The sequence below is a fragment of the Enterococcus sp. FZMF genome (assembly GCF_030263915.1).
Classification (GTDB): domain Bacteria; phylum Bacillota; class Bacilli; order Lactobacillales; family Enterococcaceae; genus Enterococcus_D; species Enterococcus_D casseliflavus.
The window spans coordinates 1,714,480-1,729,931 of the sequence record NZ_CP127160.1 but is presented as its reverse complement, the minus strand read 5'-3'; the positions used below and the strand labels follow the sequence as shown (position 1 = coordinate 1,729,931).

Here is a 15,452-nt window from a genome sequence, read left to right as displayed (position 1 = left end):
TGTAATAAAGGTAAAAAAAACCTAAATTAGGAGGAACTACCATTGTTTGATAAAATCGATCAATTAGGAGTGAACACCCTTCGTACATTAAGTATCGAAGCCGTACAAAAAGCCAATTCAGGACATCCAGGATTACCGATGGGGGCAGCACCCATGGCCTATGCCTTGTGGACGAAACACTTGAAAGTCAATCCAACGACTTCTCGCAACTGGGTGGATCGTGACCGCTTTGTTTTGTCTGCTGGACACGGTTCGGCGTTATTGTACAGCTTGTTGCACGTGTCTGGTTACGATGTGACCATTGAGGATCTAAAAAACTTCCGTCAATGGGATAGCCGCACGCCAGGACATCCAGAAGTCGATCACACAGACGGCGTGGAAGCAACCACTGGACCTTTAGGACAAGGGATCGCCATGGCAGTCGGTATGGCAATGGCCGAAGCCCACTTGGCTGCAACCTACAATCGCGAAAAGTATCAAGTCATCGATCACTATACCTACGCTTTATGTGGCGATGGCGACTTGATGGAAGGTGTTTCGCAAGAAGCTGCATCCATGGCTGGTCACATGAAATTAGACAAACTGATCGTCTTGTACGATTCAAATGACATCTCCCTAGATGGCCCAACTTCAAAAGCCTTTACAGAAAATGTCGGTGCGCGTTTTGAAGCGTATGGCTGGCAACACATTCTCGTTGAAGACGGCAATGATTTAGAAGCGATCTCGAAAGCGATCGACGAAGCAAAAGCTGAAAGCGACAAACCAACCTTGATCGAAATCAAGACTGTGATCGGATACGGTGCGCCAAATCAAGGCACCTCTGCCGTTCATGGTGCGCCGATCGGTGCCGAAGGCATTTCTGCAGCCAAAGCGATTTATGGTTGGGAATACCCAGAATTTACCGTACCTGAAGAAGTTGCCGCGCGCTTCAAAGAAACCATGATCGATGAAGGGCAAAAAGCTGAAGCAGCTTGGAACGAAACCTTCCGTGCCTATGAAGCAGCCTACCCAGAACTTGCTGCGCAATTCAAACAAGCCTTTGCGGGTGAATTGCCAGCAGATTGGGATGCAGCATTACCAAGCTACGAAGTTGGCAGCTCACAAGCTAGTCGAGTATCCAGCAAAGAGATGATCCAAGCCTTATCCAAAGCCGTCCCTAGTCTCTGGGGTGGATCGGCTGACCTTTCTGGATCCAACAACACGATGGTGGCAGCAGAAAAAGACTTTGAACCTGGCCAATACGAAGGCCGCAACATTTGGTTTGGCGTCCGAGAATTTGCGATGGCGGCAGCGATGAACGGCATCCAATTGCATGGCGGTACGCGAATCTATGGCGGAACCTTCTTCGTCTTCGTTGATTACTTACGTCCAGCGGTGCGCTTGTCTGCGATCCAGCATGCACCTGTGATCTATGTCTTGACGCATGACTCCGTGGCGGTGGGAGAAGATGGACCGACGCATGAGCCAATCGAGCAATTAGCCAGCGTCCGTTGCATGCCAAATGTCCAAGTGATTCGTCCAGCAGACGGCAATGAAACCCGTGCTGCCTGGAAATTGGCCATGACGACAACGGATAAACCAACAGTCTTAGTCTTAAGCCGACAAAATCTACCAGTGATCGAAGGCACGCAAACCGGTGCGGATGAAAATGTCGCAAAAGGTGGTTACGTGATTTCAAAACAAGCTGGTGAAACACCAGCGGGGATTTTGATCGCCACAGGTTCTGAAGTGAATCTTGCGGTCCAAGCACAAGCTAAATTGGCAGAAGAAGGCATCGATGTATCGGTGGTCTCCTTACCAAGCTTTGATTTGTTTGAAGCACAAAGCTCAGAATACAAAGAAAGCGTCTTGCCAAAAGCAGTGAAGAAACGGGTAGCGATCGAAGCAGCTTCCCCATTTGGTTGGGAACGTTACACCGGTTGCCATGGAAAAGTGATCGCGATCGATCATTTCGGTGCATCCGCACCTGGTGACAAAGTCTTAGCGGAATTCGGCTTCAGTGTTGAGAATGTCGTGAATACTTTCAAATCAATCGATTAATTGATCGACAATCAATCAAAAATAGCACGTTCGAGAATCTTTTCGATTTTCGAGCGTGTTTTTTTGTCTGGATCATGGTTAGAGAACCACAAGGGAGAGGAATGAGAAACGCAAGTCACCGATTCAACAGGGAAATACTTTCTATCGATGAGCCAATCGTCAGAGAGAAATTGGATCAAACAAATAATAAACGTCACTTTGTTGTATAAAATTGAATATATATGAATAAAAATACTGGTTTTCGTTGTTGCAAGGCTGGTTCCTGTGTATAGTTAAAGAAAAGGAAACTAAACAATAAGAGCCAAGGAGAATGGCTCAAGAAAAGAGAACAAGGAAGAACGACTACTTGAAGAAAGAGGAATAAGGAGATGGGAAAACACGATGAAAAGGTTGAGGGTTAGTCACACGAACCGACGGAAGAAATGCGACGTTATGAGTGGAAAAAAGAAAAAAAACATTCTTTTGGTAATACTACTGCTAAAGCTATTTTCACGAGACGTTTACGCAACAGAATTGAATGAAATTGCAACAGGTGATGAAGCAAACGTTGTGATACATACTGATTTTCTCAAGAGTGAAGTGACAAATCCGTCTATTTATCTCACCTATACGGCCGTTCCGTCAAGTGGAAGTGAGATAGTTGATGTTCACGTTGAGATCAATGGGGCATACCATAGTCATCTTTATTTGAAAGATGAAAACAATCACGAAACAGTGGAGGAATTCGAATTCGGCAGTGGAATCGTTGTTTTGCCCTATCATCAACCAGAAGCGATGTATCTTGAGCTTGTAGCGGTTGACAGCAGCGGCGCCAGTGGGCGATTCAAATTAGAACATCCGATTACTGTGGTAGATCCACCCGCTCTGCCGTCACCAACTCCTGATGAAATTAGTACTGAATTTTTTTGGGAGGATGAAAGAACATTTGTGAACAATCGCTTATACATGGGAATCGCTGGGGAAACAGAAATAGACCGATTCCGAGTATCAGAAGCGAAGATCCATGAAGCAGTCGAATCGATTGGCGGGACAATTTTGCAAGAAGCGGATTGGTCATGGCACATTCTCATAGGTGTCAAAAAAAGTACCGCTGAAGAGCTGATCGCCATGATTATGAGTCTGGTTACGAATTATCCTGAGGTCTTCGACGGGGGCAGTTTAGATATAATTGAGAATGTCGGACATGTAGGAGAGACAAGTGAGACATTTGATGTGGACACGAACGAGACCTTAAATGATCCGTTGGCCTACGCACGATCAAATGAGGTTGCAGCTTCTACTGAGCCGGTGGAGATTTCCTCCAGAATGACACTATTTCTTTATATAGTAATGGTAATACCAGTGCTCAGTTTGGCCGTAACATGGTTTTTACTCAGACACAAACGCTAAATAGGAGGAAAAATGGAAATAAAAAAGAAACGATTGCGCAATAAAGTCGTGGTATTAGTGATCATCTTGCTGTTTACACCCAAAATCAGTCATGCTGAAACGAATAGTAATACAGAAAGAGACGGGCAAACGATCATAAACATGGAAGATAAACCGATCATCGAACTACTCAGTGAAGAGCCTGGTGCAGAATTAAATGTGCCCTTTTTTGAGATAATTTACGCAATAACCCCTACTACAGGCAGTTTTATTGATGAAGTGTTCGTGAAGGTCGATGGGGAATTCGATCGTTATCTTTTTCGAAGTATCACTTCATCAGTAATGATCGAACCCGGTCGAAAAATAGCTGACGCACGTTTATTTCTTCCAACTGAATCTGAAGCGCATCGATTTGAACTTGTAGCCATTGACAGCACAGGAGCAATGGCGACCTATTCATTTGAAGAACCATTTTATATGAACGAATCTCCAGGACTACCTGCACTGTTTTTGGAGGATATCACTACTTATGAGGCAGACGGCGTAAAAAAGAGTTTTGTGAACAATCGCATACACCTTGAAATCGACCGTGCTGCTCGCGATGAGCAGTTTCCCACATTGACTGAACAATTGTTGGATAGTCTCATCACACGTGAAGCTCAACTTTTAGCTGGACCTGATCAAAATGATCGAGTAACAATTGAAGTAGCACCCTTTTCCTTTGAGGAATTTCATCAGATCCTCTTTGAAATCAGACATTTTTCTTCTGGGTTGATCAAAAGGGGAGCTTTGGAAGAAATTGATCCCACGACTGTTTCACTTGATCCTAGAGACGAAAAGCATGCAGCTTGGCCCATGACAATTACTTCAGATATGGTTCAGACAGGGTGGGTCCCTGGACTATTTTTGCGCAAATATCAAACGAATCTGCTCAGGTTTAAGTTTACTCTTAGTGAGGAGAATTATTTGCTGCACAAGTACTTTCCGTCCACTGATTTAGGACGATCATTGTTCTATCAACGGGCGGACGATGCCGTAAGGCAAATCGATGGAATCAGAGTAATCGATCCTCTGCCGATGTTTCCGTATATATGGGTAGAACTCGATGAAAATAGTCCCAATGAATTGATCGAAAAGGCCCAAAAAGTAATGAGAGAATCCGCGGATGTATTTGACCAAGCAGAGATGGTCTTGATCAATGATTATCTAAATGGCGAACCATTCTACGAAAAGGTGCATAGGCAAGTACCAGTTGTGATCAATGAGAATGGTACCGTAGGCTCGCTGTCTTCGGTAAAATGGATAGGGATCACACCGACTATGAAGTCAATTTACCGCACTATCATAAGTCTCCCCATAATTTACTTATGCTTCATTTTTTGTGTGTATCTTTGGAACCGAGTGCGTTTTCGTCCCAAATAGTTTTAGATTTTTCAGGAATCGACGGCGATCAACAAGGCAGGTTCAGAAAGGAGCTAAGAAAGCAAGGTGGTTGAAGGAAGCTGAATTGTTGCAAATTAGCTTTTTGCTTATTCTTGAAACAGAGAAGAAGAAAGTGAAAAAACTTTTAAAAGTTTTTTATTTTGTTGAGAATACTAAGAATGTTCGTTTAGTTTTTTTAAAAGACTCTTTCCAAAGTGTAAAGTGATCATTGTTTGCACTGTTAGATGTTTTTCCGTATAATAGCTGTATTGATTTATTTGAAAAAACGTACAGTTACTGGAGGAAAAAAATGGGAAGTTATCAAACAAGAAGTGAAAGACATCATCAACCAAAGAAGACGATAAAAAGACCTACTAAAAAGGCGGTGGTCTCTTTGATGGGGGCAGGAATGATGTTAGCGCCAATGACGGTCACTTTCGTTCCTCAACAGGTACAAGCTGCTGAGAATCAATACGCAACGCAGGACATTTCAGGTTTTATCGAGCAAATTGGCTGGTCAGCACAAGATGTTGCTGCCAACAATGATCTCTATGCTTCTGTGATGATTGCTCAAGCGATTTTGGAAAGCGGCTATGGTTCTTCCGCGTTATCCAATGCACCCTATTACAATTTGTTTGGGGTCAAAGGCAGTTACAACGGACAAAGTGTCTATATGCCTACACAAGAGTATTTGAATGGTCAGTGGGTAGAGATGAATGAACCGTTTCGTCAATATAACTCTTACTGGGAATCGTTTCAGGATCATGCGAATGTCTTGCGAAGCACGAGTTTCGCGACAGGAACTGCTCATTACAGTGGTGTTTGGAAAAGCCAAACAACCTCATTTTATGATGCAACGAATTACTTGACGGGGCGCTATGCTACCGATCCAGGGTATGCACAAAAACTGAACTGGTTAATTGAAACGTATCAGCTCACACGCTTTGATACTGGGACAACGCAAAGTACCGCATGGACAAGTACAACGAGCACGACTAGCACCAGTACTACGCAAACTACAACGACGACTCAGGTAAACAGTGGATCTACAGCGCAGAGCTATCACGTTGCTTCAGGCGATACACTTTGGGATATCGCCAATAAATTTGGCACAACGGTCGACGCTCTAATGGCAACAAATGGGTTATCTAGTGAGGTCATTGTTGTTGGCCAAGAATTAATCGTTTAATTATCTGATACCGCCTTAAGAATGATTGCTCTAAATGGCATCATTCTTAAGGTTTTTTTGTAATGGAAAAACAAAATCAAGAAAGTGAATACAAACAAATATAAAAAAATAAGAAAAAAATTGAAATTGCTTACTTTTTATTCGCAACTCGGGGTTATTTTAGGTAGAATGGAAGAAGAAGAACGGGAGGGATTTTCAATGACAAAAATCTATCAATCGGTCAATGAGTTAGTTGGGCATACGCCAATCGTCAAATTAAATCACATCGTAGAAGAAGGTTCTGCGGATGTGTATCTGAAATTAGAGTTCTTCAATCCTGGGGGAAGTGTCAAGGACAGAATTGCTTTAGCCATGATTGAAAAAGCAGAAAAAAATGGCTTGTTAAAAGCTGGTGATACCATCATCGAACCAACATCTGGGAATACTGGGATCGGCTTAGCCATGATCGGTACGGCAAAAGGCTATCGTGTCGTGCTGGTTATGCCAGAAACCATGAGTATTGAAAGACGTAAAATTGTTCAAGCTTATGGCGCAGAGTTGATTTTGACCCCTGGGTCTGAAGGAATCACTGGTTCTATCAATAAAGCAAAAGAATTAGCAGAACAAGACGGCTATTATATGCCATTACAATTTGAAAACCCAGCCAATCCAGAAGTCCATGAAAAAACGACAGGGAAAGAAATTGAGGATGCGTTTGAATCTAAAGGGTTAGACGCTTTTGTTGCTGGGATCGGCACAGGTGGCACGATCACTGGTGCGGGGAAGGAATTAAAGCGCGTCTATCCTAATTTGAAGATCGTGGGCGTTGAGCCTGCAGAATCAGCTATTTTAGGAGGTGGCAAACCTGGTCCCCATAAGATCCAAGGGATCGGCACGGGATTTGTTCCTAAAGTACTAGACACTGAGATTTATGATCAGGTGATTGCCATCGCTAGTGAGGATGCCATGGAAACTGCGCGTCAAGTTGGGATGAAAGAAGGAATCTTAGTAGGGATTTCTTCTGGTGCAGCGATCAAAGCGGCATTAGAGGTTGCTAAGGACTTAGGAAAAGGCAAAAAAGTCTTAGCGATCGTACCAGATAATGGTGAACGCTATTTGTCTACGGCACTGTATCAGTTTGAAGACTAGCAAAGAGGGGGAAAGCAGGCATTCGTTTGTCTGCTTTTCTTTCTCGAAAAACTGAGGGAAGACGGGCTGGGCAAATGCGTTATTCCTTTAAAAAAACAAGGAAAGCTGTTTGAATTTTTAGGTTTTACATAGTATGATAGGTAAGATAAGAGAAATGGAGGAACTCCTGTGAGTACGATCTACGATGAAGCGATCAAACGATTAAAACATGAAAATATTCGTATTACACCGCAGCGAGTAGCGATATTAGAATTTTTAGCCAGTCACGATGCCCATCCGACCGCTGAAGAGATTTATCGGGCGATCGAAGTTCATTTTCCTGGTATAAGTGTCGCAACGGTATACAATAACTTACGTTTGTTCACAGAAATTGGCTTTGTAAAAGAAATGAATTATGGAGATGCCTCCAGTCGTTTTGATTTTACAACGGAGCCTCATTATCATGCTATCTGCCAAAAGTGTGGAAAGATCGCTGATTTTTACTATCCAGGATTGGAAGATGTCGAGATGGCAGCTTCGAAATTAACTGGGTATCAAATAAATAACCATCGACTAGAAGTTTATGGTCTATGTCCTGAATGCCAAGTGAAAGAGGAGGAAACAAAATGAAGATAATTTCTACAGATCAAGCACCACAAGCAATCGGTCCTTATGTTCAAGCAAAAATCGCAAACGGCTTTTTGTTTGCTTCTGGTCAAGTGCCATTAGATCCTGTTTCAGGGGAAGTTGTCGGTACGACGATTGAAGTACAGACTCAGCAAGTATTGAAAAATATTAACGCGATTCTTGAAGCGGCGGAACTTACGCCAGATGACATCGTTAAGACGACATGTTTTTTAAAAAATATGAATGATTTCGTTCCTTTCAATAATACGTATAGCACATTGTTCAATGAAGCGTTACCTGCACGTTCTGCTGTCGAAGTTGCTCGCTTACCAAAAGATGTTTTGGTTGAAGTTGAGATCATCGCAGCAGTCAAAGAAAAAGCGTAACCAACAAAGAATCGTGGGACGTCCGCATTTGCGTCGTCCCCTTTTTATTGATTCGATCCTGATAGGAAGAATCTTAATGTTTCAAGTGAGCCAAGGAGAAGAGGATGTAGTATGGTTTCGTTAAAGGAATATTTGGCAAAAGGGCAAACGACGATTTCAAATTTGCTTTTAGAGAATTACCATCATCTTGGTTTGACGAATGATGAATTTTTGTTATGGCTGCAACTGTATCGCAGCCATGAGCAAGGCAATGATTTTCCAGATTTACGTGAGATTGCCTCGGTGATGGGCAGCGACCAAAAAGAGATCTATCATTGGTTGAATCAATTGCTGAAAAAAGATGTGCTGCGAATGGGTTCTAAAAAAGACGACGCAGGAAAAATGGTGGATTATTATGATTTCACTGGCATTTATGAACGGCTCGAGTTTCTTTTGCAGCAGCAATCTAAAAAGGAAGTCGCTGAAACAAATGAAGAGAAGATACGCGAGTTGTATCGCTTATTTGAAGGAGAATTTGGTCGCCCCTTATCGGCGATCGAATACCAACGGATCGGGCAGTGGTTGGATGAGGACCACTATGATCCCGAGCTGGTCCAGTTTGCTTTGCGAGAAGCGGTCTTGAATCAAGCGTATAGTTTAAACTATATCGATCGTATTTTGCTTTCGTGGGAACGCAAGAATATTACCTCAAAAGCGCAAGTAGAAGAAGAGCAAAAAAGAAGAAAAAAACAGTTTCTTCAAAATGAAACCACGCCACAAGAAGATGGCCCAATGCCCAAAATCCCTATGCATAATTGGTTAGAAGGAGAGTAAGATACAAGGAGTTTAATTCGTCCAATGATCAGTAAAGAAAAAACAATGACTGCGATAGAAATAATGTATGAGATGTTTCCTGAAGCACATGGAGAACTAGTGTCAAAAAATGCCTTTGAATTGCTGATTGCTGTCATTCTAAGCGCACAGGCAACGGACGTGTCAGTCAATAAAGTGACACCGGCACTTTTTGAAGCATATCCAACGCCGCAGGCTCTCAGCGAGGCGCCGTTAGAAGACATTATTGAAAAAATCAAATCAATTGGCCTCTATCGAAACAAAGCGAAAAATATCAAAGCTTGTGCCTCTGAATTGTTGCTGCGTTTTGGAGGCGAAGTGCCTCAAACCAGAGAAGACTTAATTTCTTTGCCAGGTGTCGGCAGAAAAACAGCGAACGTCGTTCTTGGCGATGCATTTGGCATTCCAGCAATCGCTGTCGATACGCATGTCGAGCGGGTATCAAAAAGGCTGCGCATCTGTAAACTAGACGCCAACGTATTAGAAGTCGAACAAACATTGATGAAAAAGATTCCAGATACATTGTGGGTCAAAACGCATCACACGTTAATTTTCTTTGGTCGTTATCATTGCACAGCACGGGCACCTAAGTGTGAGGTTTGTCCATTGTTGACAATGTGCCAAGAAGGAAAACTTCGGATGAAGGGGAAGAAAACCATTTAATGGTGAACATAAACCAAAAGTAACTAGGATCAAGACGCTAAGCGAAATCGCTTAGCGTTTTTTTTGCACAAATTGATAAAAAAACAGGTAATTAACGTAATACCCTTTATTAAAGCCCTTTCAAGTAACTGGAAAAACATAAGCTTACTGAATTTTTTTGATTACACCACTCAAAATCAGGTGTTTTTTCACAAAGAGATCGTGTGAGGGGTGATGCTCGATGCGAAATGAACCTTCCAATACGCCTTTTTTTGAAACTATTTGTAAGCCTAGTATGATGGGCTTCTTTCGCACAATTTTCACCCTTTCTTTTCATAAAACTGCTTATTTTTGTTCAATAAAACGTAAAATTAATAAGAAAATTCACCTATTGGTGAAAAATAGTATTTCAAATCTGTGAAAATCATCAGTATAGTGAACTTTGTCAAAGGTTATAAGTCTTTCTCTGCTATTTTACGAATGACAGAAAAAGCGTTGCACAGTTCAAATGATTCTGTAACGATCTCAAAATCATTTTTTGTTAACGGGTCTTAGACAAACGCAGTTTTAAAAAGATCACTTATAAGATGTGGCAAGTATAGAGGAGGAGGGAGAATGAAAGGAGAAAAGGTATGGAAATTAGTTCGTATGGTTCTGTTTTGCACTCTTTTTTATGGGATAACTATTTCTACGGCAGCGGTGAATGCTCAGGAAGTGCAGTCGGTTGAAACAGAAAGCTCTGTGCTTTTTACCGGTGTTTATGAGCCTATTGGGCAACCCGAACCAGCACCGCCAGCAGGCCCTACAGAGAATATCTCGCCACCAAACGAGGTAGCAAAACCAGGTGGTATTTTACCAAAGACCAACGAGACAAGAACTTACGGCGTAATCTTACTTGGATTACTGCTCGTACTGGTTGTATTGTATGTGCAATATACCAAACATCGATCAAGATTTATGATGGTTAAAAAGAAAAGACAAATAATTTGAAAGCAGCGATGAATTTGAAATTCGTACGATTTGCATCGGCAGCTGTTTTAGCTGCAACTTTATTTACTATTAGCGCGCAAGCCTTCGCTACTGAAAGTGTAACAAACTATGATACAGAAGGGAAAGTTCTCTTTGTACCAAACGATAGCGAAGCGACAGTGGTTCAACCACCAAATCCTGGTCCTAATGGTCCAGATGTAGAGATCAATCCAGTCGGCCCGGAAGGACAAACGGGACCATTGACGATTGCTTACGCACCTACGCTTAATTTCGGTGAGCAAGTGATTTCTAATACCGATCAAGAATATAAGCTAGTGGCTGAATTACACAAGCTAAAAGACGCGGAAGATAGTGAAGAAAGAGTTCCATATGTTTCATTTGCTCAAGTCCAAGATACGCGTGGGACAAATGCTGGTTGGGATTTAAAAGTTTCCTTAAGTGCTTTTGAATCAGGAACACAGAATAATGAACTGACTGGAGCACGAATTCGTTTTAATTCGCCAAAATTGGAATATAACGGAAGCAAACAAGAAAATGAACCACAAATTCATGCGGATGGATTGATTTTAGATGCTACAAATAGTGAGCGTTCGGTTCTGACCGCTGCTCAAACAAAAGGTGCTGGCGTATCGTCAGTCGTTTGGGGCGATCAGGAAGAAATCAATCGACAAGTGGAAGCAGGCGCAGAGGTTGTTGAAAATGCTGGAATCGAGTTACTTGTTCCTGGATCAACAGCAAAAGACGCTGCTCTTTATGAAGCAACCCTTACTTGGACATTGGCTGCAACAGCTGGACCGGACGGAGAAACGGTTCAATAACTTGGTTTTGTACTGAATAAAAAAGAAAGAAGGAACTAGAAATGAAAAAGATTCGTTTAGCTACGGTCGCTGTATTATCCACCACTTTACTAGCAGGAGGCGTTCAAGCCTTTGCCCAATCTTCATTAGAAACGACTACCGATAACGTTGTAGGATTTACCTCAGACGGAAGCGATCTAACAGTGGTACAACCGCCAGTCGTGCACCCAGAAGTAGAAACGATCGAACCAACACCGCCAGGACAAACGGGTCCATTTACCATTGCTTATGCACCACAAACATTCGATTTTGGTCAGAATGCTATTTCTACCAGTGATCGTTGGTATTCGATCGTTGCTGATGAGCGTAATTTGGCTGATCAATCAGGTACGACACCGTATGTATCGTTTGCCCAAGTGCAAGATACCCGAGGAAAAAGGCAGTGTGAAAAATTAATGATAAAAAAGAAAAACAAAGGTTGGTTTTCTGCCCAAAAGCTAATGGACGAAGTGAATCAATTATCCATAGAAGAGCTGAATGAATTTGAGGAGACAAATCAAGAAGAGGGAATCGTTGAGGATCAAGGGTCCGCAAAGGCTACCCCTGAAAAAAATGAGGACGAGACCAATCGACCAGCAGACAATGAACTCCCTAAAACCCAGAAAGAAGCAGTAAAACCTGTCGCACAAACTTTCGCAAAACCGATTTCTCACCAAAGAGTGGCTGGAGATCAGCAGAAAGAGCAAAGTGTCAAAAAGATAGCAGTGCAGCAAAAGTCCTCTGGCAACCGTGATAGCTACGCCAAGGATAGTCAACTCGTTGAAGATAAAGGAGAACGTATGGAGAAAGAATTGAGTACAAATCAGACAAATAAGCAAGAGTCAAAAGAACAAGAAAAGGATCATATGATTGAAAATTTATCTTTTGAAATCAAAGAATTGATTTTAGAAAATGAGCAACTACAGGAAGAAAAAAATCAGTTGAAAAAACAGCAGAAGATAGTGGCTCAACAAGAAGCAGAGGCAAAAGAATTAAAAGCTTCGCTAGTAGAAGCAAATAAGAAAGTCAAAGACCTAGAAGAACAGTTTGCAAAAGTAGATACAGAAAAACTTGAAGCAAAAATCCAGCAATTAGAGGCCAAGTTAGCTGTTCAGCAAGAAAAAGAGCAACAAGAGAAACAAACTTACGAAAAGGAACGCGCTGAATGGACCTTGAAGCGGCAAGAAATCCAGCAGATGCAAGAGGTAATTGCTGATTTGAAACAGCAATTGGCAGAAAAAGAAGAGCTTGCTGCAAATGTATCAGCTAGCGAATCAAATGAAGAAGTCGCAGAGCTTCACGCGACAATCGAAGCATTAAGGGAAGAAAATGCAGCCCTACAAATCGAAAACGAGCAGTTCCAAACAGAAATCAGCGAGGTTTTAGTCTTTGCTAGAAGAAAAGCGAATCGCACGATTCAAGAAGCGAAAATCGAATCTGAACGAATGATCCGTACAACAGAAATGCGGATCGATGGGATTCATGATCGTGCCAAAGAGATTCTTTTTGAAGTGAACGAGACGAAAGAAAATGTGATTCACTTGTTTGACGATCTGCATAATCAAGTTTATCAGCTTTCCGATAAAAAATTGCTGTTTGAAGAGCTTGAAAAGTAAGCTTCTACATTTATATGGCAGTTAGTTATAAAAAAACAGTAGATCAGATTTTGATCTACTGTTTTTTGCGATTCTCCGTTATTCGACACTACCATCGTTTGGTTCCGGTGGGTCCGGTGGTGAGGAAGGATTATCTTCCGTATTCGGTGGTGTTGTTTGACCCGAATCCTGAGTGGTAGGAGGGGTCGTCACAGATGATGAATCATCCTCATCAGGGGTTGTCACTGGTGGTGTTACTTCGCTTGATGATTCTGTTGTACTTGATGGTGTTGATTCGCTACTTTCTGTAGAAGGTGTCGTTGGTTCAACGTAGGAACTGCTGCTGGACGAACTTGGTGCTGAATAGCTTGGTTGGGTGTACGTCCCTTCAAGATAAAGCTCTCTTCCGATCCGTGTCAATCCGTCAGGCATTGTCCAGTCCGTGTTTTCTACAGAAGCAGAAACATAGCGCATCAATTCACGATAGACATCTGAAGCCACATGGGTACTACTATCAGTGATCGGTGTCATTTTGTCGTTGTAGCCTGTCCAAACCGCCAATGAGTAGGAGGGAGTATAGCCGGCAAAGGTAATATCAGGGTAGGCACCATTCGATGTATCCAGTTGTGCTAACTGGTCATCGGTGTAGTTGGACGTTCCCGTTTTCCCTGCTTGGTACAAACCATCGATTTGCGCGTTGGTTCCAGTTCCGACAGAAATAACATCTTTCAAGATATCGGTCACCATGTAAGCTGTCGTATCATCCATTGCTTCTTGACCAGAAACTTTAAAGGATTCTTCGTCTTCTGTACCATCTTGCATGACGATTTTATTGACGTACTGTGGTTCATAATAGGTGCCACCATTTGAAAACGCAGCATAAGCAGCGGCCATTTTCAGACTGGAGATCCCATACTTTGTGCCATCTAATTTATCCGTATTGCTAGAAATCGCATTGGATTGGGTGATCGTATCATATTCGATTCCTAAACCACTGAGAAAGTCTGCGATATTGTCCGCGCCGACTTCATCAAACAGCTTCACTGCCGGCACATTTCTAGACTCTGCTAGAGCGGTCCGCAAGGTGATATTGCCCATATATTGGCGATCCCAGTTGTAAACAGGAATATTCGTCCCTTTATACGTGTAAGGTTCATCTAAAATCATTCTACCCGTGGAATCTTGTAGAAATTGAAAGGCAGGGCCATAGTCTGTGATTGGTTTGACGGTCGAACCAAAGTCTCGTGCGACATTGACAGCCAGGTTATTTGCTAGAACATCATCAACATTACGGGCACCGATCTGAGCGGTCACCTTGCCTGTGTTAACATCAACTAAGGTAGCGGCAACTTGCATCTTGTCATCTGGGTAATCAACGTAGTCGTCACTGTTGACGATGTCATATAATCGTTTTTGTGCATCGATATCGACATTAGTATAAATATCTAAGCCGTCAGTATACACATCTTTCCCAGTTTTTTCTTTGACTTCAGCGATCACTTCGTTGAAGTAATTATCAAAGTACTTCCACTCTTGGTTTTCACGGGGATTGTCTTGCAAGCCTTCTTGAATATCCTCGGCAACGGCGGCATCATATTCTGCTTGCGTGATTTTCTCGTTTTCAAGCATTGCGCCTAAAACCACATCTCGCCGACTTTTCGCATTATCAGGATGCGCGAATGGGTCAAAAGCTGAAGGGGCATTTGGTAAACCGGCAATCAAAGCGGTTTGTGCAAGGTCTAGTTCAGCTAACGGCTTGCCGTAAAACTTCATTGCGGCGGTTTGCATCCCATATACACCATTGGACATATATACTTTATTGATATAGTAAGTGAGGATCTCTTGTTTTGATTTCATTTGTTCAAGACGAACCGCCATCCATGCTTCTTGTGCTTTACGACGTAATGTTTGGTCTTCAGCGCTGGTAGAAAAGAAGGACAGCTTGATCAATTGCTGTGTCAACGTACTTCCGCCTTGCATACCGCCGGTTGTGGCATTGGATAATGCGGAACCGACGATCCGAATCGGATCGAATCCGATATGCTGGTAGAAGCGGCGATCTTCGACAGAGACGATCGCGTCTTCCAGCAGTTGAGGAATCTCACTTGCTGTAATTTTTTCTCTGGTTTCACTACCGAATTCAGTGATCAATTCGCCATTTGACGCATAGAAACGAGAAGAAACCGTTGAATCCAAACGTGTTTCATCAAGTGCAGGCGCATCTTTGGCATACCACCAGAATAGCCCCATCCCGGATAGAATCCCGATACAGCCCAAGAAAAACAGCCCCATAAATACTTTTAAAAGAATACTCCCAATGCTTCGTTTGCCTTTTGCCTTAGGAGGCTTTGGTGCTTTTTTAGCTGTACCTTTTTTAGAATCATGCCGAGAGGTCCTCGATTGTGATCCATTTGCCATA

At 42.5% G+C, this 15,452-nt stretch carries 13 protein-coding genes; 12 read left to right on the top strand and 1 reads right to left on the bottom strand.

What is annotated here, in order from left to right; genetic code table 11:
• The first annotated feature begins 42 nt into the window (after positions 1-42).
• The 12 genes from tkt to QN079_RS08350 all read left to right on the top strand — a co-directional run bounded on the left by tkt (position 43) and on the right by QN079_RS08350 (position 13,054).
• Entirely contained in the window at positions 43-2,040 is a 1,998-nt protein-coding gene (gene tkt / locus QN079_RS08405) for a transketolase (protein WP_005226163.1), read from the top strand.
• Between the two features lie 549 nt (positions 2,041-2,589).
• A complete protein-coding gene (locus tag QN079_RS08400; RefSeq protein WP_289229507.1) occupies positions 2,590-3,429 on the top strand; it encodes a hypothetical protein in 840 nt (279 codons plus the stop codon).
• A 12-nt stretch (positions 3,430-3,441) separates the two neighbouring features.
• Complete coding sequence (locus tag QN079_RS08395) at positions 3,442-4,830, top strand: hypothetical protein (protein ID WP_289229506.1); 1,389 nt, start codon at positions 3,442-3,444, stop codon at positions 4,828-4,830.
• A 310-nt stretch (positions 4,831-5,140) separates the two neighbouring features.
• The gene (locus tag QN079_RS08390; protein ID WP_016609285.1) at positions 5,141-6,019 is read left to right on the top strand and encodes a glucosaminidase domain-containing protein; all 879 of its coding nucleotides are present in this window, start codon (positions 5,141-5,143) and stop codon (positions 6,017-6,019) included.
• Between the two features lie 198 nt (positions 6,020-6,217).
• The gene (gene cysK / locus QN079_RS08385; RefSeq protein ID WP_005226159.1) at positions 6,218-7,147 is read left to right on the top strand and encodes a cysteine synthase A; all 930 of its coding nucleotides are present in this window, start codon (positions 6,218-6,220) and stop codon (positions 7,145-7,147) included.
• Between the two features lie 168 nt (positions 7,148-7,315).
• The gene (locus tag QN079_RS08380; RefSeq protein WP_005226158.1) at positions 7,316-7,756 is read left to right on the top strand and encodes a Fur family transcriptional regulator; all 441 of its coding nucleotides are present in this window, start codon (positions 7,316-7,318) and stop codon (positions 7,754-7,756) included.
• Positions 7,753-8,139, top strand: a complete 387-nt coding sequence (locus QN079_RS08375) for a RidA family protein (RefSeq protein WP_015509753.1) — start codon at positions 7,753-7,755, stop codon at positions 8,137-8,139. Before QN079_RS08380 ends, QN079_RS08375 begins: the two co-directional genes overlap by 4 nt.
• Positions 8,140-8,250: 111 nt before the next feature.
• A complete protein-coding gene (locus tag QN079_RS08370; RefSeq protein ID WP_010748401.1) occupies positions 8,251-8,952 on the top strand; it encodes a DnaD domain protein in 702 nt (233 codons plus the stop codon).
• A gap of 24 nt (positions 8,953-8,976) precedes the next feature.
• Positions 8,977-9,633 carry an endonuclease III gene (gene nth / locus QN079_RS08365; RefSeq protein WP_005226155.1) on the top strand — a complete coding sequence of 219 codons (657 nt, stop codon included), beginning with the start codon at positions 8,977-8,979 and terminating at the stop codon, positions 9,631-9,633.
• 594 nt (positions 9,634-10,227) lie between these two features.
• The gene (locus QN079_RS08360; protein WP_005226154.1) at positions 10,228-10,602 is read left to right on the top strand and encodes an EF2685/EF0750 family sortase-dependent surface protein; all 375 of its coding nucleotides are present in this window, start codon (positions 10,228-10,230) and stop codon (positions 10,600-10,602) included.
• 14 nt (positions 10,603-10,616) lie between these two features.
• The gene (locus QN079_RS08355; protein WP_289229505.1) at positions 10,617-11,420 is read left to right on the top strand and encodes a WxL domain-containing protein; all 804 of its coding nucleotides are present in this window, start codon (positions 10,617-10,619) and stop codon (positions 11,418-11,420) included.
• A 41-nt stretch (positions 11,421-11,461) separates the two neighbouring features.
• Positions 11,462-13,054: a WxL domain-containing protein gene (locus QN079_RS08350; RefSeq protein WP_289229504.1), complete on the top strand. Its 1,593-nt coding sequence runs from the start codon at positions 11,462-11,464 to the stop codon at positions 13,052-13,054.
• Between the two features lie 78 nt (positions 13,055-13,132).
• Here the strand turns inward: QN079_RS08350 and QN079_RS08345 are convergent, their stop codons facing one another.
• Positions 13,133-15,451: a PBP1A family penicillin-binding protein gene (locus tag QN079_RS08345; protein ID WP_353957167.1), complete on the bottom strand. Its 2,319-nt coding sequence runs from the start codon at positions 15,449-15,451 to the stop codon at positions 13,133-13,135.
• Position 15,452: the final 1 nt, after the last annotated feature.